Origin of the sequence: Streptomyces sp. NRRL B-24085 (assembly GCF_001282115.1) — a bacterium.
In the GTDB taxonomy this organism is placed as follows: Bacteria; Actinomycetota; Actinomycetes; order Streptomycetales; family Streptomycetaceae; genus Streptomyces.
The window spans coordinates 1-20,678 of the sequence record NZ_LJBR01000185.1 but is presented as its reverse complement, the minus strand read 5'-3'; the positions used below and the strand labels follow the sequence as shown (position 1 = coordinate 20,678).

General features: G+C 69.0%; 16 protein-coding genes and 1 pseudogene. 8 read left to right on the top strand and 9 right to left on the bottom strand.

All coding sequences use genetic code 11. From position 1 onward, the window contains the following. The first annotated feature begins 184 nt into the window (after positions 1–184). From AOJ26_RS42925 to AOJ26_RS42025, 6 genes and pseudogenes are all read left to right on the top strand, one after another. Positions 185–313, top strand: a complete 129-nt coding sequence (locus AOJ26_RS42925; protein WP_373413166.1) for a hypothetical protein — start codon at positions 185–187, stop codon at positions 311–313. A 155-nt stretch (positions 314–468) separates the two neighbouring features. Beyond that, positions 469–900, top strand: coding sequence for an Rrf2 family transcriptional regulator (locus AOJ26_RS20990; protein WP_053849877.1), 432 nt, complete (start codon positions 469–471; stop codon positions 898–900). A gap of 299 nt (positions 901–1,199) precedes the next feature. Further along, positions 1,200–1,409, top strand: a pseudogene (locus AOJ26_RS45085) (SDR family oxidoreductase); the annotation flags it as partial. An 85-nt stretch (positions 1,410–1,494) separates the two neighbouring features. Beyond that, the gene (locus tag AOJ26_RS44945) at positions 1,495–1,647 is read left to right on the top strand and encodes an SDR family oxidoreductase (protein ID WP_256979477.1); all 153 of its coding nucleotides are present in this window, start codon (positions 1,495–1,497) and stop codon (positions 1,645–1,647) included. Positions 1,648–1,705: 58 nt separating this feature from the next. After that, positions 1,706–2,122 carry a nuclear transport factor 2 family protein gene (locus tag AOJ26_RS20980; protein ID WP_053849870.1) on the top strand — a complete coding sequence of 139 codons (417 nt, stop codon included), beginning with the start codon at positions 1,706–1,708 and terminating at the stop codon, positions 2,120–2,122. Positions 2,123–2,237: 115 nt separating this feature from the next. Continuing rightward, the gene (locus AOJ26_RS42025) at positions 2,238–2,609 is read left to right on the top strand and encodes an aldo/keto reductase (RefSeq protein WP_234358629.1); all 372 of its coding nucleotides are present in this window, start codon (positions 2,238–2,240) and stop codon (positions 2,607–2,609) included. A 10-nt stretch (positions 2,610–2,619) separates the two neighbouring features. Here the strand turns inward: AOJ26_RS42025 and AOJ26_RS20975 are convergent, their stop codons facing one another. The 3 genes from AOJ26_RS20975 to AOJ26_RS20965 form a co-directional block, all read right to left on the bottom strand. Further along, the gene (locus tag AOJ26_RS20975) at positions 2,620–2,826 is read right to left on the bottom strand and encodes a hypothetical protein (protein ID WP_053849869.1); all 207 of its coding nucleotides are present in this window, start codon (positions 2,824–2,826) and stop codon (positions 2,620–2,622) included. A 76-nt stretch (positions 2,827–2,902) separates the two neighbouring features. Further along, on the bottom strand, positions 2,903–4,075 hold the full coding sequence (locus AOJ26_RS20970; protein WP_053849868.1) for a 4-hydroxybenzoate 3-monooxygenase: 1,173 nt from the start codon (positions 4,073–4,075) through the stop codon (positions 2,903–2,905). 228 nt (positions 4,076–4,303) lie between these two features. Next, on the bottom strand, positions 4,304–5,089 hold the full coding sequence (locus tag AOJ26_RS20965) for a helix-turn-helix domain-containing protein (protein ID WP_053849867.1): 786 nt from the start codon (positions 5,087–5,089) through the stop codon (positions 4,304–4,306). 107 nt (positions 5,090–5,196) lie between these two features. On the opposite strand from AOJ26_RS20965, the gene AOJ26_RS20960 reads away from it, so the two are divergent. Continuing rightward, entirely contained in the window at positions 5,197–6,015 is an 819-nt protein-coding gene (locus AOJ26_RS20960) for a siderophore-interacting protein (RefSeq protein ID WP_053849866.1), read from the top strand. A 356-nt stretch (positions 6,016–6,371) separates the two neighbouring features. On the opposite strand, the gene AOJ26_RS20955 is transcribed toward AOJ26_RS20960, so the two are convergent. Beyond that, a complete protein-coding gene (locus AOJ26_RS20955) occupies positions 6,372–7,658 on the bottom strand; it encodes an MFS transporter (RefSeq protein ID WP_053849865.1) in 1,287 nt (428 codons plus the stop codon). Between the two features lie 132 nt (positions 7,659–7,790). Here AOJ26_RS20955 and AOJ26_RS20950 point away from each other — a divergent pair, with 132 nt between their 5' ends. Then, on the top strand, positions 7,791–8,576 hold the full coding sequence (locus AOJ26_RS20950; RefSeq protein WP_053849864.1) for an AraC family transcriptional regulator: 786 nt from the start codon (positions 7,791–7,793) through the stop codon (positions 8,574–8,576). A 255-nt stretch (positions 8,577–8,831) separates the two neighbouring features. On the opposite strand, the gene AOJ26_RS43895 is transcribed toward AOJ26_RS20950, so the two are convergent. The 5 genes from AOJ26_RS43895 to AOJ26_RS20925 all read right to left on the bottom strand — a co-directional run bounded on the left by AOJ26_RS43895 (position 8,832) and on the right by AOJ26_RS20925 (position 20,616). After that, positions 8,832–9,023 (bottom strand): hypothetical protein, encoded by a 192-nt coding sequence (locus AOJ26_RS43895; protein ID WP_053849863.1) that lies wholly within the window; start codon positions 9,021–9,023, stop codon positions 8,832–8,834. A gap of 256 nt (positions 9,024–9,279) precedes the next feature. Next, on the bottom strand, positions 9,280–13,566 hold the full coding sequence (locus tag AOJ26_RS20940) for a discoidin domain-containing protein (protein WP_078959980.1): 4,287 nt from the start codon (positions 13,564–13,566) through the stop codon (positions 9,280–9,282). A gap of 150 nt (positions 13,567–13,716) precedes the next feature. After that, positions 13,717–17,091, bottom strand: a complete 3,375-nt coding sequence (locus AOJ26_RS20935; protein WP_053849861.1) for a CARDB domain-containing protein — start codon at positions 17,089–17,091, stop codon at positions 13,717–13,719. A 356-nt stretch (positions 17,092–17,447) separates the two neighbouring features. Next, a complete protein-coding gene (locus AOJ26_RS20930; RefSeq protein ID WP_053849860.1) occupies positions 17,448–18,458 on the bottom strand; it encodes a LacI family DNA-binding transcriptional regulator in 1,011 nt (336 codons plus the stop codon). A 127-nt stretch (positions 18,459–18,585) separates the two neighbouring features. Further along, positions 18,586–20,616: a glycosyl hydrolase family 28-related protein gene (locus tag AOJ26_RS20925; protein ID WP_053849859.1), complete on the bottom strand. Its 2,031-nt coding sequence runs from the start codon at positions 20,614–20,616 to the stop codon at positions 18,586–18,588. Positions 20,617–20,678: the final 62 nt, after the last annotated feature.

Genomic DNA, 20,678 nt, shown 5'->3' with positions numbered 1-20,678 from the left:
CCTCCTTGCTCGTGCGGCGGATCGGGTTCGACTTGCGCCTGCCATCCAGCGGAACGCAGCCGTCACCGCTGTCATCAGGTCCAGCAGGCGGCCGTGCCGGCTGAAGCCCGACTGTGTGGGCGCCAAGCGTTCGCGCCGTGCGACTTCCGTGCCCTTCGCTGCGTCCTCCACCACGGCGGCGTCGGTGCCGCCGAGACGGACGTCGAACGGCCGGTCCCGGAAGAAGGTGGCCGACGAGGTCGCCCCGTTGATCGACGCGATGCTGCGGGCAGTGGTCCTCATCAAGAGGCTGTGGTGCACGAGCAGTTGGTGAAGGAGTACGGCTCGGCGATCAACTTCGCCTGGTGAGGGGATCCGCGTGCGCGTCAAGGCGCCTGGTCCGGGTTCGGCCTGCGGAGTTTCACCACATCTCGTTGTAACTGCTACTGTTACGACGGGAGTGAAGGGTCGAGGGAGGTGAGGTCCGAGGTGAGTGCCAACAGCAGGCTGACCATCGCGGCGCATGCCCTCACGTGGATAGGGCTGTATCAGCGTCGCGGTCATGAGGTCGCCACCTCCGAGCAGATCGCGACGAGCGTCAACACCAATCCGGTGGTGATCCGACGCCTCCTGGCCGAGCTGCGCAGGGCCGGTCTCGTTGACTCGCGGCGAGGCGCGGGGGCGGGCTGGATGCTGTCCCGGGACCTGGAGGCGATCACCCTGCTCGACGTCCATGAGGCGATCGCTGCCGGGCCGCTTTTCGCTCTGCACCGCTCGACGCCTGACCCCGGGTGCGTCGTGGGTCACGGCATCGGACCGGCGCTGACTTCCGTTTATGACGGGATCGAGGGCGTCCTCCGCAGGGAGTTGGCGAGAACCACGCTGGAGGACGTCCTGCGGGACGTACTCAAAACCGCCTAGCCCACTCCTGGGCCGGGTGATGGCGCTTTTCCGCGCTCCCTAATGTAACAAAAATGGTTACCTCGAAGTTTCGGAGAACCCCATGGGACAGCTGGACGGCAGGACCGCCCTGGTAACCGGAGCCTCTGTCGACACCGCTCTGGCCATCGCGCGCAGGTTCGCCACCGGGGGAGCGACGGTCTCCCGACCGGCCGCCGCAAGGCCGAACCGAACACCGCTGTCGCGCAGGCCGGCAGCATCGTCGTCGCCAACGCCGGCGCCGGGGACTACCGTCCGCTCGGCAAGGTCGCCGAGGAGGAGTGCGAACAGCCCACCTCCACCAACCGCAAGGGCGCGATCTTCACCTCGAGCAGGCCCTGCCCCTCTTGTCGGCCGGCGCCCCGGTGACTCTGCTCTCCTCCAGCGCGGCCCTGCATACCGCCCCGGGCCTAGGCGTCTACGCCGCCACCAGGGCCACGATCCGCAGCCTCGCCCGCACCTGGGCTGCCGAACTGGCCGGCCGTGGGATCCGGGTCAACGCCCTCCCTCCGGCCCCCGTCGAGACCCCGGCCGGTGACGAGCTGCGGACCGCGTACCCGCCGGGGGCAGTCCGCGGTGGCCGAATCCGCCGCACCGGCCCCGCTCGGCCGCACCGGTCGTCCAGGCGAGGTCGCTGCCGGCGCCCTCTACCTGAGCGGAGACCACGACTCCTTCACCACCGGTGCGGAACTGCTTGTCGAGGCAGGCGCCACGCAGCTCTGGAGGTGACGTGCGGCGCATGCGAGACACACCCCCCCACACGTACGAGACACAAGGAGAAAACACGATGACAACAGACACCCAGACTTCACGGGCAGTTGCCGAGCAGTTCCTGGAACGCCTCGGCAGGCAGGACCAGGACGGCATCCAGGAACTGTTCGCGGCAGACATCGACTGGCACGTCCCCGGCAACGACGAACTGCCCTGGACCGGCCGCCGCACCCGCCGGGAGGAGGTCGCGCCGTACTTCACCACGATGTGGCCGCACTTCGTGCCCGGCAAGAGCAAGGTCGTGCTGGAGCGGATCATCGTCGACGGCGGTGACGTGATGCTGCTGGGGGTCTTCACGCACACCGTCGCCTCCACCGGCAAGGAGTTCACCACCCCGTCGGCCATGCACCTGGTGGTCGAGGACGGCGAGATCGTCCGCATGCACCTCTACGAGGACACGCTGAGCGTCGACCAGGCGTTCCACACCGACTGAGCGCGACAAGGGTTCATGGGCGTCTTCCGCAACACGCCGCAGCCAACACCAGGCACGGGGTGTCCATCGTCCTGGGCGCCCTCCAGCGCCCCCCTTCACCCCGTCGGGTGGCGGGGTGCTCACCGGTAAGTGCAGCCGGGAGGAACGGAGCCCGGCGGCTGGCTGCGTTGCCGGCGGAACCGCCAGCAGCCGCAAGAGCCTCAACATCTCCCTGGGATGGGTCACTGACCGCAACCTTGCGATGGCTGAAGCAGTGAAGGAGGTGACCTTGGAGCTGGGGCGCACACCGGCCCAGGTCGCACCGGCCTGGACCCTGAACGCCCCGGGCGTGACGGCGCCCATCATCAGCGCCCGCACCATCGCGCAGCTGGAGGGCGACCTGGGTGCCAGCTGGCCCGCCGCGACGAGGTCAGCACCATCGACCTCGGCAATCCGGTGGGCCTGCTCGCCAGCGATCACATCCGCACGGTCACCACAGGGGACATGAAGATCCAAACCTACGGCTGATTCGCTTCACGAACGGCGACATCCAGATACACCGACCTGTTTTTGATGATGGAACGGAGCAACCCCGACAGGCGGATGACAGCCTCGCCCTTGCCGATCGCATGGTGGACCTCGGTCATCGAGCCCAGCGACCGGCGGATGTCGCCACGCCGACGCGCGCCCTGACTGCCTTGGTCGAGTGTCCGTAGGGTCTCCATCGGTGCGACGCAACCCGACCTCGGACCCCACCGAGGGGCCCGGGCTCGGACGAAGGCCGCAGCGTCCGCGGCGCTTCTAGTTGGTGCCAGCGGTCAGCTCGCTGAACAGCTTGTTGGCCGACTCGGAGGCGAACTGGCGCTGGAGTTCGGCGCGCGCAACCTGCTTCTTGAACTCGCCCTCGTAGCCGGTGAATCCGGCGTTGTGCATGGTGTCGGTGATCCACGTCGCGAACGCCTGGTAGTTCCAGATGTGCGGCAGGCAGGTCTCGGAGTAGCTGTCGAGGAGGCTGGAGTCGCCCTCCTTGACATGGCGGATCACCGCGCGGGCGAAGACCTCGGTGTCGTGCAGAGCGAGGTGAATGCCCTTGGCGCTCATGGGCGGCACGATGTGCGCGGCGTCGCCGAGGAGGTAGAGCCGGCCGTGGCTCATCGGGTCGAACACCACGCTGCGCAGCGGAACGATCTGCTTGGACAGGATTTCGCCGCGCGAAGGCGGCGTGCCGAAACGGGCCTCCAGCTCGCTCCAGATGCGCTCGTCCGGCCACCGTTCGGGGGTGTCGTCTACCGTGCACTGCAGGTAGATGCGGCTGGCCTGGGGACCGCGGGGGATCATCCCGGCCAGGCCCAGTTCGTGGATCGCCATGCCCGAGGGCTTGGTCTCGGTGGCGGCCAGGGCGCTAAGCCAGGAGTAGCCGTACTCGTGGGAGTACTCGGTCAGCGCGGAGGCGGGGATGGAGCGGCGGGAGACGCCGTGGAAGCCGTCGCAGCCGGCGATGAAGTCGCACTCGATCGCTCGCGCCGCACCCTTCGTGTCCTGGTAACGCACCGACGGGTGGCCCGTGGTGAGGTTCTCCAGAGCGACGTCCGCGGCCTCGTAACGCAGGTCACCTCCTTCGCGCAGGAAGACCTCGGTGAGGTTGTGCACCAGGACCTGCTGCGGGCAGTACAGGCTCTCGTTGTTGTCCTCGTCCACGTCGATCGGCATCGCGTGGCCGTCGATGTAGAAGCCGCCCTCGTGGTGAGGGATCGGGTCGCCCGCCAGGACTTCGTTTAGGCCCCACTCGCGGAACAGGCGCACGCCGAAGGTGTCGATCGTTCCGGCGCGCTGGCGCTTCTCGACGTAGGCGCGGGGGTGCTTCTCCAGCACGATGCAGTCCACGCCGTTTCGCAGCAGGAAGTTGCCGAGGGTCATACCGGCGACGCCGGCCCCGATGATGACGACGGCCGTGTCGTCACGTGTCTCAGTCATGCGTGCGGGCCTTTCATGATCCGTACAGTGGTCGGTACGCGCCGAGGGCGTACACCGCGTCGCCAGCCGCAACGGCCGGCGCTCGCGACGCTCTCCACTCTGAAAGGCCCAGCAGGCCGCAGACCACTGGTAAGTGGACGCTTGATGCCGGAAACCCGCCACGCTGACCCGGGGCACGATCACCCTGCGAGCCACCAGTGCGAATAGCGCGGACAGCCCGGGCGGAGGCTAGCGCGCGTGGATGCGCAGGCCGGCCTGGTAGCGGCCGGGGGTCTGGCCGACGACCTCGGTGAAGGCGTCGATGAAGGTGGAGGGATTGGACCAGCCGCACGCCACTGCGGTCTCCGTCACCGTCATCCCGTCGGTCAGGTGCGCCAAAGCGTGGTGGATGCGCAAGGTGGTCCGCCAGCGATGGAAGCTCATGCTCAGCTCGGTGTTGAACAGGCGGCTGAGCGTGCGCTCGCTGGCTCCCACCGCCCGGCCCAACTCGGCCAGGGTGGAAGGCCGGGCGGGGTCGGCACGCAGCAGGTCGGTGGCGGCGCGCAGCCGGTCGTCACTCGCTTCGGGAAGGTGCAGGGAGGTCTCGGCCGCGTCGACCAACTCGTCCACGATCACGGCGAGAAGACGCCGGTGGGCGCCGGCCCGCCTTTCCGGTTGGTCGGTGAGCGCCAGCAGGGCCTCGCGCAGGAGCGGGCTCACCGCGAAGACGCTGGGGTGCTCGATGAGCCTGGCGCACAGGTCCAGCGGAACCGACACCAGCCGGACATCGGTCTGGCCGTAGAAGCGGTGCGAGTGTGCGAAGCGCGGGGGCGTCCAGGTGATCCGGTCCGCCGGGGCGACCCAGGTGCCGCGTTCCGTCGCCGTGGCCAGGGCGCCGGCGGCGGCGTAGACCAGCTGGCCCTGGACGTGACTATGAGGGGCCAGTTGGAAGCCGTGAGGCAGCCAGGCGCCGCCTTGCAGGATCTGATTCCCAGCGTCGGCGGGCGTCGGTGAAGGGTGGCGGGTTCTCGGCATCAGGCGTCAGGTTACCGGTGGTCTCACAGGGAGGAGCACGCCGACAGTGGTCGCATGAATCGCACGACCACGATGAAGCTCGAGTCCGCCCCTCGGGGCAAGTAGCGATGGCCTCCCGGATCCAGCGCCCGCGCAAGCGGCGGATGCTGTCGTTGACCGTGCAGGGAAGCGAGCAGCCAAGTCCGCACTTCATGACCGTCACGCTGGGCGGCCCGGACGTCCAGCACCTGCAGCGGTCAGGCTTCGACCAGGCAGGACGTCTGTTCTTCGCCGACCCCGACGACAATGCCGCGGAGGTGTTCCTGCCCAGCAGTGAGCGGTGGATTCTCCAGCTCACGCTTCAGGGCGGCAAGCAGCGTCCGCGGGTCAGGACCTACTCGATCCGGCGCTTTCGGCCCGAGGCGTCGGCGTTCGACATCGAGATATCCCTCCACGCAGTCGACAACCCCGGCACGGCGGCTCCGGGCACCCGATGGGCACGGACCGTCGAGTCCGGCACCAGGGTCGCGTTCCTCGACGAAGGACACAGCTACGCGCCCTCTTCCAGCGCCGCCTGGCAGCTCCTGGTCGGCGACGAAAGCGCTCTTCCGGCGATCCTCGCCATCCTGGAACAGTCCCCGGCGAACCTACCTGCCGAGGTCTTCCTGGAAGTTCCGTCCCCCGAGGACATCCGCAGCGACGTCAAGGCACCTCCGGGCAGCATCGTCCACTGGCTGCCCCGCACCGCCGCGGGGGCGAAACCCGGTGCTCTCGCCCTGGACGCGGTGAAACGGGCTCGCCTTCCCGAGGGACGCTTCTACACCTTCACGGCCGGGGAGTCCTCGCTGGCCACCGGGATCCGCCGCCATCTGGTCGGCGAACGCGGCGTGGCGAAGTCAGACATCGCCTTCCGCGGCTACTTCAGCCACGGACGCGCCAGCCTTTGACCCTTCAGCCTTTGACCCTTCGTCACGAAGCCCCAGCAGGGCCTCCCGACCCGTTGCACGGCGGGACATGGCCGACGATCGCCGGTGAGGTGAACCCGGCGATCGTCGGGTGCCCCTTGGCCCGCCTGGACGAGGCGGTGACCGCACGGAACACCAAACAGGTCCACCGGCTCTTGGCCCGCGTCAACGCGACCGCGAGCCGCGACCACACTGAAACCGGGACGGCCATCGCCGATGCGGCCGCAGCCCCCCTCATCTCCCTGGCCCGCGAACAGCAGGCGCACTCTGACTGCTGTGAAATGTCTTGCGAGTTGCAGCACGCCGACGGTCGAGACGGTCCAACGACCTCGGCCCGTTCATTCCTCAGCGGATCCTGGCACCCGAAGGTCGGGCTGGATGTTCACGGAGGGAGCTGCGCGCTGTCGTTGCGAGCCCGCGTCGTAGTGCCAGAACTGTCGCACCAGGGCCGCGGCGGCCACGACCAGGACCAGGCACACGAGGGCGCTGCCCGACCAGGCGATGCCAAGCCCCGTGGTGGTCGCCATGGCTCCCGCGCGCAGGTCACCCAGCCGGGGCCCGCCCGCGACGACGACGGTGAAGACTCCCTGCAGGCGTCCCCGCAGGGCATCAGGAGCACACGTCTGCAAAATGGTCTCCCGGTAGACCGCGCTGACGAGATCGGCGGCCCCGGCACAGGCCAGCAAGACAGCAGCCGTCCACAGCCGGTACGTGGTTCCTGCGAGGCCGATCGCTACGGCCCAGCCCGCCACAGCCGCCGCCAGCGCAACGCCCTGACGGCGTACCTTCGCGATCCAGCCGCTGAACAGCCCCGCCGCGAGGGATCCGATGGCGATCGAGGCGTAGAGCAGACCCACGCCGCCGTGGAAGCGGGTGTCGGCCACCTGCGGGAAGAGCGCTGTCGGCATGGCCAGGACCATGGCCGCGATGTCGAGCGCGAAGGACATCCACAGCACGGGGTTGCCGCTGATGAACCGCAGTCCGTCCCACACGGAGCGGAGGCCGCCCTGTGAAGAGCCCGTGTGGACCGGTTGCACCGAGGGCAGCCGGTATGCCGAGTACAGCAGCAAGGTGAAAAGGACGGCATCGACGCCGTACGCCCAGGCGAAGCCGCCGGGCAGCGCGAGGAAGATTCCCGCACAGAGCGGACCGGCCACCTGGCCGAGGTTTCCGACGGTGAAGTACAGGGTGTTGGCCGCGGGAATCAGGTCGGGCGGAACGATCCGGGGAATGATCGCGCCGCGTGCGGCGGACGACATGGCGAACGCCGCCGCCTGGGCGGACACCAGCACGATGATCAACGGCACCGAGCGCAGATCTGCCAGAGCCTGGGCCAGCAGGGCCAGGGTGATCAACCATGTGCCGGCGCACGCGCACAGATAGAGCCGGCGGCGGTCGACGCGGTCGGCGACGGCGCCGCCGTACAGGCCGAACACGACGATCGGAAGCAGTCCGGCGAGTCCGGTGTAACCGACGTACAAGGACGAGTGCGTCAGTGCGTAAACCTGTACCGGCACGGTGACAGCGGTGATCATCGTGCCCACGTAGGCGGCTGCTTGCGCGAGCAGGAGGCGCCGAAAGGCCGCCAGGGACAAGGGGCGCGGGTCCAGGGCCGCCGCGCGCATTCTCCGCGCCAGGCGCCGGGACAACCCGCCCTCGTGTCGGCCGCGCCTGCCCGGCGAGGACGATCGTGCAGTGCTCATGGCCTCACGCTCGCAGGCAGCCATGAAGCCGCGCTTCCGATAATCTGCCGTTCAATGTCGCAGAACAGCCAGACGGACCCGCAGCCGACGAGCACACGGCACGAGCACGTCGCCGGTCAGGTCATCGGTCGCCACCGCCATGCGTTCCACCAACTCATCTACGTCAGCACCGGCGTTCTCGCTGTACGGACGGGAGAGGCGTCCTGGGTCGCCTCCAGCGCCCATGCGATGTGGATCCCGGCGGACACCTGGCACCAGCACCGGGTCTACGGCCACAGTCGTGTGCACACCATTGGATTTGCGCCGGAGAACCCTCCGCTGCCGTCCGCATCGCCCGCGGTCGTCTCCGTCGAGCCCTTGCTGAGGGAACTCCTCGTAGCCCGCAGCGATCCGGGCCTGACGGCACCGGAGTCGGAGCGCCTTGAGGCGGTCATGCGCGACAGACTGCGGCGCTCGCGATCACAGCCGCTCACCCTGCCCACACCCCAGGACCCCAGACTGGTGCGGGCTTGCGGCCTGGCCGCCGAGGATCTGACACAGATCCGCACCGTCTCCTGGCTGGCCCGGCAGTCCGGGGTGGGTGAACGCACCCTGGCACGGCTGTTCCGGACCGAATTCGGCATGACGTACCCGCAATGGAGAACCACCAACCGGGTGTTCCACGCCATGATCCAGCTCGCTGAGGGCGCCACCGTCACCGAGACCGGACAACGCTGTGGATGGGCGACGACGAGCGCCTTCATCGACACCTTCACCCGCACCATCGGCCAGACGCCCGGGAGCTATCGGGCCGCGGCGGGCGGGGTTCCCCGTCGCTCGCCGTCGCTCCCCGACGCGTGAGCACGCAGCCGGTCAGCCACTTCGAGGCGGGGACCGCCTGAGCGCGTCCTGTGAGCCCGAGGTGAGACCGTGGCCACAGAGCATGACCTCACTTTCGGCCGTGCGGGACGGTGGCCGTCACATGGCGGCGCCCGCCGACACGGCGGATGCGATGAAGCGCGACGAAGGGGGTGCGGGTGCCGGCGGGGGCGGGGCACCGATGCCACGAAGGGTCATGAAGGCGCCCCGCCCCTGCGGGTGCCGGTGTGCGTCAGGTCAGCGGGAGTCGGCGCTGTCCGCGTCCGGGTCGTCGCCCGGGTAGTCGTAGAACGCGGTGCCGAGCTTCGGCAGCCAGCCCACGGTCGCCACCGGTGAGTCCCCGTCCCGAGGATGCTGCGGCGGCAGACCGGCGTTGATCACCGGTCCCCAGCCGACGGTGGGGAAGCGTTCACGCCCCTGGCGACCCATTCCCCGCTCTGCGAGGTGCTCCGGCTCCCGTCCGCTGGGTGCGGTGGCACTCGTCGTCGGCCGGCCCGGCACCTGGATCGCCGCTGCCGGTACCGGCGGTCTATGTGGCCTTTTTCTCCTCGGTGTCTGCCGCGTTGACCGACCCGATGTTCCTCCACGACCGTCATGAGTGGCGCAGGAAGCCGGAGTTACGGTCGCCGGAACGAACCCGCGCCCGCTGCGGAGTGCAGCGGGCGCGGAGTTGGAGCGGTGAGACTCAGCAGGGGTTGACAGTGAGTTTGAGCGGAGTCGTGTTCCGGATGTCCTGAGCGTTGTTGCTGGTGCGCAGGCAGTTGATGGTGGCCTCGCCCAGCGCTGGGCCCTGGTCGGGCTCGGGCAGTTCGTTGGCCCAGATGCCGAAGCCGGACTTGGCGTCCCAGGCGTCGCCGCTCTTGCGGGCTCCGCTGATGGAGATGTCGGTGAAGACGGTGTCCTTCACCGGGTACTCGGCTTGGCCGTTCTTGTAGTTGGTCTGGAACATGATGCCGCTGTAGGTGGGATCGACGATGTCCACGTGGTTGACGCGGATGCCCTGGAAGACCTTCGAGGCGGAGAAGACCCAGATGCCGGGGAAGGTCTGGTTGCCCCAGAAGTGTCCGCCCGCTCTGACGATCGAGATGTTCTCGAAGGTCGTGGGGTCGGTTCCGAAGCCGTTCATCGGATAGCCGAAGTCGAGCGAGGAGATCGTGATGCCGGAGTAGACGAGCGTGTCCGCGATGTGGATGTTGCGGAAGGTGTTGTTGTAGCCGCCGTAGACGGCGACACCCGCGGCGCGCCAGGTCAGGGTCGTGGTGAGGTTCTCGTAGACGTTGTTCTTCATGTCGGCGCCGCCGGCGTCGATGGCGGAGAACAGGGCGAAGCTGTCGTCACCGGTGGCGCGGGCGTCGTTGTTGGTGACCAGGTTGTCTGTGGATCCGTTGGTCATGTTGATGCCGTCGGCGAACATGTCGCGGATGCGTGAGTTCTTGATGGTGATGCGGTCGGTGTTGGCGCCCCAGTAGAGGCACACCATGTGCTCGTTCCAGATGTCGTCGATGGTGATGTCGGAGACGTTCGCGAAGTCGAAGACCTTGCCGGGGCCGTTGATGCGCGAGGTGTAGTTGCCGAAGTAGGCGAAGCCCTTGAAGAGCGAGCCCTTGGCGGTGGCGTCGGCGCGGAAGCCGATGTCGGTGTTGTCCTGGGTGGTGGGTGCCTTGAACTGCGTGTACCAGGGGCCGGCCCCGACGACCTTGACGGCCTTGCCGTAGACCTGGAACTTGCTGGAGGTCTGGTAGTCGCCGGGCGGCAGGTAGACGCCGACGAGGGTGCCGGTGGTGTCCATCCGGACCTTGTCGAGCGCGTTCTGCACGTCCTGGTGGGTGAAGCCGGCGGGCACGGTGTACGACGCGGGGTCGGGGTTGCCGACCGGTGCGACCTGTTCCAGGTTGACGAAGTCGATGGAGTAGGTGCTGGTGTTGGCACTGTCCTTCTGGAGGCGGATCTTGCTGCCGGCGGGCACGGTCTCGCCGAGCAGGACGTGCGCCTCGTCGTAGATGTGCCGCGGTGCGCCCGCTGCGGGCGAGTTGCCGGGTTCCGCCTCGGCGCCGTACAGCCAGGCGTACTTGGAGGTGAGCGGGACGGCCTTCTTGAAGGTGCCGTCGATGTAGAGGTCGAGGGTGGAGTCGATTCCGCCGCCGCCCGGCGCGTCCGGGATGGAGATACGGGTCACCAGGGTGTTGGTGGCGGCGCGGGTGGTGAACTCGACGTACTCACCGGTGGCGTCCAGGCGGACGGCCTTGCGTCCGGAGGCTTCACCGGCGGGGTCGCCCACGGTGCGGTTGGGTCCGAGGACGGTGGCGCCGCCGCCGGTCGTGCCGTCCTCCGCCTCGTACATGTCGTACGGCATGTTGGCGCCGCGCCCGACGAACAGGGACTGGGTGGCGGTGTTGTTCTCCCGCTTGACCGGCAGTTCGTTGTCGTCGGCGGCGAGGACGGTCCGGACCGTGTAGGTGCCGTTGGCCGCTGTCCAGGTGCCGAGGGTGACGACCTTGGAGTCCCCGGCTGCGAGGACACCGTCGTGGGAGCCGGTCAGTGTCTTGACGGTGTTGCCCTGCTTGTCGAGCAGGGTGAGGGTCACGCCGTGGCTGCCTGCCGCGGTGGGTTCGGTGCCCTGGTTCTTGACCGTGACCTTGAAGGAGACGGTGTTCCCGGCGGACGGGCTGCTCGGGGTGGTCGTGACCGAGGTGGTGACCAGGTCGGAGCTGGCTACGGGCTTCACCACGAGGGCGGTGGGCCGGGTGTAGGTGTTGTTGGTCTCGTTCTGTTCGATCACCGTGCCCGTGTCGTCCGCGACGGCGCTGAGCTCGTAGGAGCCCGCCTCGCGTTGGCCGATGGACGCGCTGACGGTGGTCTGCGCACCCGCCGCGAGTGCGCCGACGTCTGCGGTGGCGACCTTGGTGTCACCCAGGCGCAGGGCCAGCTTGCTCGCCGCCGCGGCGGCGGGGCCGTCGTTGCGGACGGTTGCCGAGACGGTGATGGAGTCGGACTCGACCGGCGCGGCCGGTGACGTGGTCAGGCCCGTGACGACCAGGTCAGGGTTGGGTGCGGGGACGCCGATCACCTGCAACTCGGCGACCTGCCCCGCCGGGGCGCCGGAGTTGGCGGTGAAGCGGAGCCGGACGTCGGCCGTACGGGCGGTGAGCGGGATCGTGACGGTGTTGGCGCTCGCCGGGTCGAAGGAGTAGCTCTTGGCGGCCACGAGGCTGGTGAAGCCGGAGGCGCTCTGCTCCCGGCCGAGGACCTCGATGGTCTGGGTGCGGGCCGACCACGCGCTGTCGGGGTTCAGCTTGACGGCGAGGCGGTCGACGTCGGCGTTGGCGCCGAGCTTGACGGTGAGGGCGTTCGGGTAGCTGCCGCCCGCGCCCTCCCAGTAGGTGGAGGTGTTGTTGTCGTTGGCGTTCGCGGCGACGAAGTTGTTTACCGTGGAGGACGCCTCGATCGGCTTGCCGACGGCGAGGTTGGAGCCGGTGCCGCCGCTGCCGTTGCGGGTGACGCTGTTGCTGTTGCCGGACTGGTTGCCGGCGGCGTCCTTGGCCCGGACGTAGTAGGTGACGGTGCTGGTCGCGGGCTGGGTGTCGGTGAAGGTGGTGACGTTGCCGGCGACGCTGTCGCGGAGAGTGTTGTTGGCGTAGATGTCGTAGCCGGTGACGCCGGTGTTGTCGGTGGACGCCGTCCAGGTCAGGCGGATCTGGCCGGTAGCGGGCTCGGTGTACGCCAGGTTGGCGGGCGCGGTGGGTGCCTGGGTGTCGCCGGCGTCGCCGATGCGGGTGACGGTGTTGCTGTCGGGGGACTGGTTGCCGGCGGCGTCCTTGGCGCGGACGCGGTAGGAGACGGTCTGGTTGGACGGGCGGGTGTCGGTGAACGTGGTGACGTTGCCGGCGACGCTGGTGAGCAGGGTGTTGTTGGCGTAGATGTCGTAGCCGGTGACGCCGGTGTTGTCGGTGGACGCCGTCCAGGTCAGGCGGATCTGGCCGGTTGCCGGTTCGGTGTACGCCAGGTTGGCGGGCGCGGTGGGCGCCTGGGTGTCGCCGCCGGCCGGGCCGTAGATCTCCAACTCGGATATCTGCGCCGCGGGTTGTCCGGTGTTGGCGGTGACGAGGACGCGGACGTACCGGGCGGTGGTGGAGTCGAAGGTGATCGTGGCGGTGTTGTCGTTCGCCGCGTTGAAGGCGTAGGACTGGGAGGCCGTCAGGTCGGTGTAGGCGGTGCCGTTGGTGCTGCTCTGGAGCTTGAGGGTCTGGCTGCGGGCGCCCCAGTTGGCGGGCAGCTTCAGGACGACCCGGTTGACCGCGACCGAGGCCGCGAGGTCGGCCTCCAGCCACTGCGGGAAGGCGTTGTTGGCGCTCTCCCAGTAGCTGGCCCGGTTGCCGTCGTTGGCGTTGGGCGCGGCGTAGACATCGGTCTGGCTGCTGGCCTTGAGGGTCTTTCCGCTCGCGAGGTTGGTGGAGGAGTCGCCGGCGGCGTGGACCTCGAGCTCGGAGAGTTGGGCTGCCTGCCATCCGGTGTTGGCGCTGATCGCGATGCGGATGTAGCGGGTCTGGGTGGCCGGGAAGGCGATGGTGACGGTGTTGGCGGAGGCGGGGCTGAAGGAGTAGGCGGCGGACGACTTCAGGGTGGTGAAGCCGGTTCCGTCGGCGCTGCCCTGGACGGAGAGCGTCTGGGAGCGGCTCTCCCAGGTGGCGGGCAGCTTCAGGACGACCTCGTCGACACGCTCGCTGCTGCCGAGGTCGGTCTGGACCCACTGGGGCAGGCTGGAGCCCGCGCTCTCCCAGTAGGTGCTCTGGTTGCCGTCGGTGATGGTGGCGGCGGCGTAGCCGCTGTTGGCGCTGCTGGCCGAAGCGGTGTCGCCGAGCGCGATGTTGGGTCCGCCCGCGGCGTGGGCGGACATCAGGGGAGCGCCCAGACCCAGCAGGCATGTCACCAGCGCGGCACTCAGCCACCGTGGTCTCCAGGAGGGGGTTCTCATCGTTCCTCGCATTCCGGCGGCGCGCCTCGGGTCCGGGGCGCGGATCGGGGGGCATCGGTGGTCGACGCCGTGGAGTTCGCTGTGCGTTGGGGGGTCCTGTGCCGGAGCGGCGGCCCGTCAGGAGCGGGCCGCCGTCCGGTTCGTGGGTCGTCAGTTGCGGGTGATCTGGAACTGCGAGCCCGGTTCGATGCAGACGTCGCCCTCCGCCGAGCCGGTGATGTTCACGCCGGTGAGGGTCGCGCTGCCCCGGGCCCCGCCCATCGCGAGGACTCCGCAGCCGTTGACCGAGTTGTCGATGCGGACGTTGCTCACCTTCACGCCCGGCATCGCGCCGCCCCCCGTCTTGAACTGGAGGCCGTCGTACGTCGAGTCGTGGATCTCGGTGTCCCGGATGGTCACGCCCGGGATGTCGGGGCCCTGCGCGAACAGGGTGATGGCGCCGAACTCCTGGGCCTCGCCCCAGAACGCCCCGCCGGTGCGGTGCAGCGCGTTGTTGGCGATGAGGGTCTGTCCCGAGAACGGGATCGGGTCGTGGTCGGTGGCCAGCATGATGCCGGGGTAGTTCATCGTGTCGGAGACGACGTTGTTCTCGATGGTGTTGCCGTAACCGCCGTACACCGCGATGCCGTTGGCGCGCCAGGGCAGTTGGACGGTGTTGTTGCGGAAGTGGTTGTCGTGGCCGACGTCGACGGAGGTGTCCTTGACGTACTTGCTGGCCCACACGGCCAGGGCGTCGTCGCCGGTGTTGCGGAAGGACGAGTTGTAGACGGTCGAGTTGCGGGTGCCGTTGGTGAAGTTGATGCCGTCGGCGTAGGTGTCGCGCACCCGCATGCCGGTGAACTCCAGTCCGTCGCCGGGGTTCCAGAGCTCGGGGATGTTGGAGTAGTCGCGGCCGACCCAGACGCCGACGTTGGCGTGTTCGATCCAGACGTTGCTGATCTTCGTGTTCTTGCCGAAGCGGCCGTTGAGGCCGACGCCGCCCTCGGCGTTGCCGTCGCCGCCGCGGATCGTGCCGGAACCGAAGATCGCGATGTCGGAGATCTTGGTGTTGTCGTCGATGTCGAAGCCGAAGTTGCCCTCGTGCGGGTGGTTGATGCCGCCCGCGTCCTGCGGTGCGGTCAGCGTGTACAGCTGCGAGTGCCACATGCCGGCGCCGCGGATGGTCACGTCACGGATGCCGACCTGGTTGTACTGGCCCCGGTTGAGCGGGTCGTCGGTGAGGATCTTCTGCTCCTGGCGCCACTGTCCGGCGGGGATCCACACGCAGTCGATCGTGCCGTTCTGGTCGGCGGTGACGGCCCGCTGGATGGCGTCGGTGTCGTCGATGCCGTCGTTGGGCACGGCGCCGTAGGCGGTGATGGACGTGCATTCGGCCGGCTTCGAGGCTGCGGGGGCGACCTGTTCCAGGTCGACGAGGTCCACGACGTAGTAGGCGGCGTCGTCTCCGGCGTCGCGCTGGAGGCGGAAGGTGGTGCCTGCGGGGTAGCTCCTGCTCAGCAGTGCGTTCGCCTCGTCGAACAGGCGCCGCGCGTCGCCGCCGGGCCGGTTGGTGAGCCCTTCGGGATCGTCGGTGCTGCCGTATAGCCAGCTGTGCTTCGAGGACAGGTTCAGCTTGCGTACGAACGTCCCGTCGGCGTACAGGCTGAGGGTCGCGTCCCGGCCGCCGCCGGCAGCGGCGTCGGGGATGGAGTTGCGGACGACGACGGAGTTGGCGGCGTTGGTCGAGGTGAACTCCACGTAGTCGCCGGTGGTGTCGAGGCGCACCGACTCACGACCCGAGGACTCGGTGGCGAAGTTGGTGTGGCCGAAGGTCCGCTTGCGGTCGGCGACGAGCAGGCTGCCGCGGTAGCGTCCGGCCTCCGCCTCGTACTCGGTGTAGGGCACGGCGGCTCCGCGTCCTACGACGATGGAGCGGGCGAAGATGTTGTTGCCCTCGTTGGTCTCGGTGACCGTGTTGGTGGCGTCCGCGGTGGCCGTCAGGGTCGCACCGCCGCTGGTGGCCTTCCAGGTGCCGCCGATCGTGACGTCGGCCGTGGCGCCGGCGGCGATCGCGGGTGCGGTGCCCCGGAGTGTGCTGCTGCCGACGGTCAGCTGGGTGACGCTCCCCGCGGCGACGGCGGTGGTGCCGCGGTTGCGGACCGCGACGGTGAAGGAGACGTCCGCGCCGACCGCGGGGGAGGACGGGTTGGTGGTGATCCCGGTGACGGTGAGGTCGGGTCCGGGGCTCTGCGAGACGGTCAGTTTCGTGGCCGCGGTGCGGCTGTTGTTGCCGTTGTCGGACTCGGTGACGGTGTCGTCGGGGTCGACCACCGCGGAGACCGTGTAGGAGCCCATCGGCCGCTTGCCCACGGGTACGTCGACCGTGGTGGACTGTCCCGCGGCGAGCGATCCGACGGAGGCCGATCCGGCGACGGTTCCCTCGACGCTGACGTTGAGGGTGCTCGCGGGTGCGGCGGCGTTGCCCGCGTTGCGGACGGTTGCCCTGACGCTCACCGCGTCCGACTCGGACGGGGAGGTGGGGGACCAGGTGAGGTCGGTGACGACGAGGTCCGGCTGCGGGGTGGCGGTGCCGAGTACCTCGATCTCGGCGACCTGGGCACCGGGCGCACCGGTGTTGGAGGCGAAGGCGAGTCGTACGTCGGCGACGCGACCGGTGACGGGGACGAGGACGCTGTTGCCCCCGGCCGAGGGGCTGAAGGCGTAGTCGGTGCGTGCCTTGAGGCTCTTGAAGGAGGTCTGGTCCGAGGCCCTGCCGAGGATCTCGAAGGCCTGGGTGCGTGGTCCCCAGGCCGCGTCGGGGTTGAGCTTGACCCGTACGGCTTCGACGTCGGCGTCGGAGCCGAGCTTGACCGTGAGGTTCGCCGGGAAGCCGGCCGACTCCCAGTAGGTGCCGAGGTTGCCGTCGTTGGCGTTGGCCGCGATGTAGTTCTGGGTCGTCGAGGAGGCCTCGACCGGCTTGCCCCGGGCGAGGTCACCGGCCTCGACTGGCGGCTCCTCGGGGTCCTGGCCGCCTTCGCCGAAGACTTCCAGTTCGGACAACTGGGCAGCGTTCCAGCCGGTGTTGGAGGCAATCTGGATGCGCACGTAGCGGGCCGTGGTTGTCGGCAGGTCGATGCTGACCGTGTTGGCGGCGGACGAGTTGAAGGTCCGGCCCTGTCCCGCGACGAACGTGGTGAACGCGTTGCCGTCGGTGCCGGCCAGGACGGACAGGGACTGGGTGCGCGTCTCCCAGCTCGTGGGCAGCTTCAGCGCGACATGGTCCAGGGAGACCGCCGCGCCGAGGTCGACCTGCACCCACTGCGGGAACGAGCCGGTGGGTCCCTCCCAGTAGGACTGTTGACTGCCGTCCGTCACGTTGGCGGCCGGATAGCCGCCGAGGGAGCCGCCCGCCGTGGCCGTGCGGCCGAGGGCGAGGTTGACCGCGGCGGGGGCGGCATGGGCTGGGACGGGGAGCAGTCCGAGAACGGTCAGGCCCGCCGCCAGCAGGCCTGTCCCCAGCCGTCTTCTCAGGTGTGTGCGTCTCATGTTGGCCTCTCCGCACCCCGGGCGCGGCACGGGCGTTCCGCCCCCGCTTCTCGGACCGGGCCGGCGGGCGGAGGCGCGCGCGGGGGAGGCCGTGGTGGAGGTGAGGAGGCCGTATGCCGAGGACCCAGCATGACTTCGTTGAGGGGGTGGCGCCATTGAGTCGATTTATTGAGTAGTTCTGTGACTCACTTGCAACGCTGAGGTGACAGGTTTCTCCAGCGTGACAGCTTTGTCAACGGTTCCGTCAAGTTCACGACAAAACAGGGTCGTGGAAACGACGACGGCACCGGTGTCGAGACCACCTGGAAGGCGGTGACACCGGTGCCGCGGGGCTGCGCTGATTCAGATGACGAGGCTTACTCGACGGGTGGTTGAGCCGTCGAACCGCGTACCACCAGCTCCGGCTCGAACAGGAGCTCACCGGGGTGCGCCGCGGTTCCCTGGATCTGGGTGCACAGCAGGTCGACCGCCGCCCGCCCCATGGCCTCGATCGGCTGCCGCACCGTGGTCAGCGGCGGTTCCGTGCACGTCATGAACGCCGAGTCGTCGAAGCCGACCACCGACACCTCGGAGGGCACGGACAACCCGCGCCGGCGCGCGGCCCGGATAGCGCCCAGGGCCAGCGGGTCGCTGGCGCAGACGATGCCGGTGACACCCGCGTCCAACAGCCGCGCGGTGGCCGCCTGGCCTCCCTCCAAGGAGAAGATCGACCGCTGCACCAGGGCGTCGTCCCAGACCGTGCCCACCGCGGCGGCGGCCACCTGCGCGGCCGCCAGCTTGCGGCGCGAGGGCATGTGGTCCGGCGGGCCGAGGACGAGGCCGATCCTCTCGTGACCCAGCGAGGCGAGATGGCGCCACGCCTGCTCGACCGCGACCGCGTCGTCGCACGCCACGCAAGGAAAGTCCAGCCCGTCGATGGAGGCGTTGACGAGCACGACGGGGATCTTCCGCTCCGCCAACTGGTGGTAGTGCTCGTGCGGAGCGTCAGCCTGCGCGAACAGACCGCCCGCGAAGATGACGCCGGAGACCTGCTGCTGGAGCAGCAGCTCGACGTAGTCGGCCTCCGACACACCGCCGCGGGTCTGCGTGCACAGCACCGGAGTCAGTCCCTGCTGGGCCAGGGCACCCCCGATGACCTCGGCGAACGCGGGGAAGATCGGGTTCTGGAGCTCGGGAAGGACGAGGCCGACCAGCCGCGCGCGCTCACCGCGCAGTTGGGTCGGCCTCTCGTAGCCGAGGACGTCCAGGGCCGTGAGGACCGACTGGCGGGTTCCCTCGGAGACACCGGGCTTCCCGTTGAGGACACGGCTGACCGTTGCCTCGCTGACCCCAACCTTCTTCGCCACCTGAGCAAGTCGTCGTGTCATGAACGCAAGCCTAGCGCAAGAAGCGCAAGCGAATTGCGTCGAGAGCCGATTTTCCGCTGTCCCGAAGACGTTCGCCTTGCAGGTCTGACTGCAACGGCGGCCACGGCGCTTGCGAACGGTCGTCCGCTCACCAGGGCGCGGGCGCCGGCGGCGGCACCACCGGCGGTCGGTCGTCGCAGGTGATGGTGTTCGGCAGCAGCCAGTCGGCCAGCCAGCCCCCGTCGTTGCCCCCGAGGTCGGTGAGCGAGAACTCCGATCCGCCCGCCGGGAAGTTGAAGGAGCCGCAGTTGTTCACGCCCACCGCGCCGACATGGCGCGCGTCCACGTTCTCGAAGGTCGCGGAGCCCTTCGTACGGGCACTGACCACCGAGTTGCCGGTCCCGTCGACGCGGATGTCCTTGAAGTGCACCGCGGGGATGTCGTGGAGGTCCTTCACCCCGTACTCGCTGACCAGCATGATCGCGTTGTGGGTGCTGTCGAGGTAGTGGTCTCCGGTGACGCGGATGTCGGCGTCGATGGAGCGGTCCAGGGCGTAGAACCAGATGGCGCCCAGACCGATGCGCCAGTTGAGGTCGAGGGTGCCGGCCCGGACGGTGGTGTTGTCCTGGAAGCGCAGGTACCCGCCGAACGGCTCGGAGCCGAAGCGTGAGCCGGCGTGCAGGGCGCTGCCCTCGCGCACCGGGTCGGCGACGAGGTTGCCCCTGACGGTGTTGTCGCGGCCGCCGTAGATCGCGATGCCGTTGGCGAGCGTCGGGGACTGCACCGTGTTGCGCGAGAAGGTGTTGCCGGTGTCGGCCGTCGTCTGCGACCACATCGCCAGACCGTCGTCGCCCGTGTTGCGGACGAAGTTGTTGTGCACGCGCGAACCCGTCACACCGGTGTGGAAGTTCAGGGCGTCGGCGATCTGGTCGGCGATCACGTTGTCGCTGACGCGGAGGCCTCGCATGGGGCCGTCGAACCACAGCCCGACCTTGGTGTGGTGCAGGTACAGGCCGCTGATGGTGGAGTCGCTCATGGCTCCGCCGATCGCGTTGACCTGATCGGTGTCGATCCGTTCCCGGACGTCGCCCTCGATCGCGAAGCCGGACAGGTGCACATTGCGGCTGCCGCCGTCCGCCGCGCTCTTGCCGTACAGGCCGACACCGGTGTGCCGGGACCCGTCGGGCGCGGGCGTGTCCAGGGTGACCTGGCGCCCCTTGAGGGTCGTATACCAATTGCCCGCACCGGTGAGGGTGACGTCGTCGACCTCGATGTGCCGGTTGACCTGGAAGGTGCCCGGCGGAAGGTAGACGGGCCGGTCGGCACGGCGGGCGAACGCGATGGCCCGCTCGATGGCGGGTGCCGCGTCCCGTCGTCCGCTGGGGTCCGCTCCGAAGGCCCTGACGTCCACGCCGCCGCGGACGGTCTTCGGCGCGCCCACGAGCTGGGTGTCGAGCAGGTCCACGACGGTCCAGGCCGCGCTGCTGCCGGTCGGCACCGTCAGCCGGATGACGTCACCCGCACGGTAGTTGCGGCCGAGGAGCAGACCCTGCTCGTCATAGAAGTGGGTGGGACGGAACGGCTTGTCGATCTGCGGGGCCGGTGTGGTGGCCGACGGAACGCAGGAGCACTCGGCGATCCACCAGTCGGGGTGCAGGAGGTCGGCGTCGGGGTCGTTGGTGAAGGGGTACTGGTTGTAGAGCCAGGAGTACTGCGAGGTGAGCGTCATAATCGTGCGATGGCGGCCATCGACGCTCACATTCAGGGGTGCGGTGATGCCGCCGCCCCCAGGTGCGTCGGGGATGCTGTAGCGCAGGTTGACGGCGTTCGCGGCGCGTGGCAGGACGAACTCGACGTACTGTCCGGGGGACAGTTTGACGGCCTTGCGCCCGGACGCCTCCGACGCGAGCGTGTACGGGGTGCGGTCGGGGCCGATGACGGTCCCGCTGGTGGTGACGTTCTCGGCTTCCTGCTCGTCGAAGTCCACGTCCGCACCGCGCCCGGAGACCAGCTCTGGATCCAGCCCCGCCCGGGTCAGCACCGGACGGTTGCCGCGGCCGTCGTGCGGCCCGCCGGGTGCGGCGGCGGCCGTGCCTGCCACCGTGCCGAGGGTGAGCAGTGCGCAGAGCACTGCGGTGGTTCTCGTGCCGGTGTGTGTGCGGACGCGTCTGGAGGACATCGGATCTCGCTTCTGTCGGAGGAAAGGGCGCGGAACGACGCCTGCGGATACGGTCGGGGGAG

What these genes read in the sequence shown, in the direction of transcription:
- AOJ26_RS20970 (WP_053849868.1), bottom strand. Translation starts at nt 4,075, where the DNA reads ATGACTGAGACACGTGACGACACGGCCGTCGTCATCATCGGGGCCGGC.
- AOJ26_RS20975 (WP_053849869.1), bottom strand. Translation starts at nt 2,826, where the DNA reads ATGGAGACCCTACGGACACTCGACCAAGGCAGTCAGGGCGCGCGTCGG.
- AOJ26_RS20980 (WP_053849870.1), top strand. Translation starts at nt 1,706, where the DNA reads ATGACAACAGACACCCAGACTTCACGGGCAGTTGCCGAGCAGTTCCTG.
- AOJ26_RS20940 (WP_078959980.1), bottom strand. Translation starts at nt 13,566, where the DNA reads ATGAGAACCCCCTCCTGGAGACCACGGTGGCTGAGTGCCGCGCTGGTG.
- AOJ26_RS20930 (WP_053849860.1), bottom strand. Translation starts at nt 18,458, where the DNA reads ATGACACGACGACTTGCTCAGGTGGCGAAGAAGGTTGGGGTCAGCGAG.
- AOJ26_RS20960 (WP_053849866.1), top strand. Translation starts at nt 5,197, where the DNA reads ATGGCCTCCCGGATCCAGCGCCCGCGCAAGCGGCGGATGCTGTCGTTG.
- AOJ26_RS20935 (WP_053849861.1), bottom strand. Translation starts at nt 17,091, where the DNA reads ATGAGACGCACACACCTGAGAAGACGGCTGGGGACAGGCCTGCTGGCG.
- AOJ26_RS20965 (WP_053849867.1), bottom strand. Translation starts at nt 5,089, where the DNA reads ATGCCGAGAACCCGCCACCCTTCACCGACGCCCGCCGACGCTGGGAAT.
- AOJ26_RS20950 (WP_053849864.1), top strand. Translation starts at nt 7,791, where the DNA reads ATGTCGCAGAACAGCCAGACGGACCCGCAGCCGACGAGCACACGGCAC.
- AOJ26_RS20955 (WP_053849865.1), bottom strand. Translation starts at nt 7,658, where the DNA reads ATGCGCGCGGCGGCCCTGGACCCGCGCCCCTTGTCCCTGGCGGCCTTT.
- AOJ26_RS20925 (WP_053849859.1), bottom strand. Translation starts at nt 20,616, where the DNA reads ATGTCCTCCAGACGCGTCCGCACACACACCGGCACGAGAACCACCGCA.
- AOJ26_RS43895 (WP_053849863.1), bottom strand. Translation starts at nt 9,023, where the DNA reads ATGGGTCGCCAGGGGCGTGAACGCTTCCCCACCGTCGGCTGGGGACCG.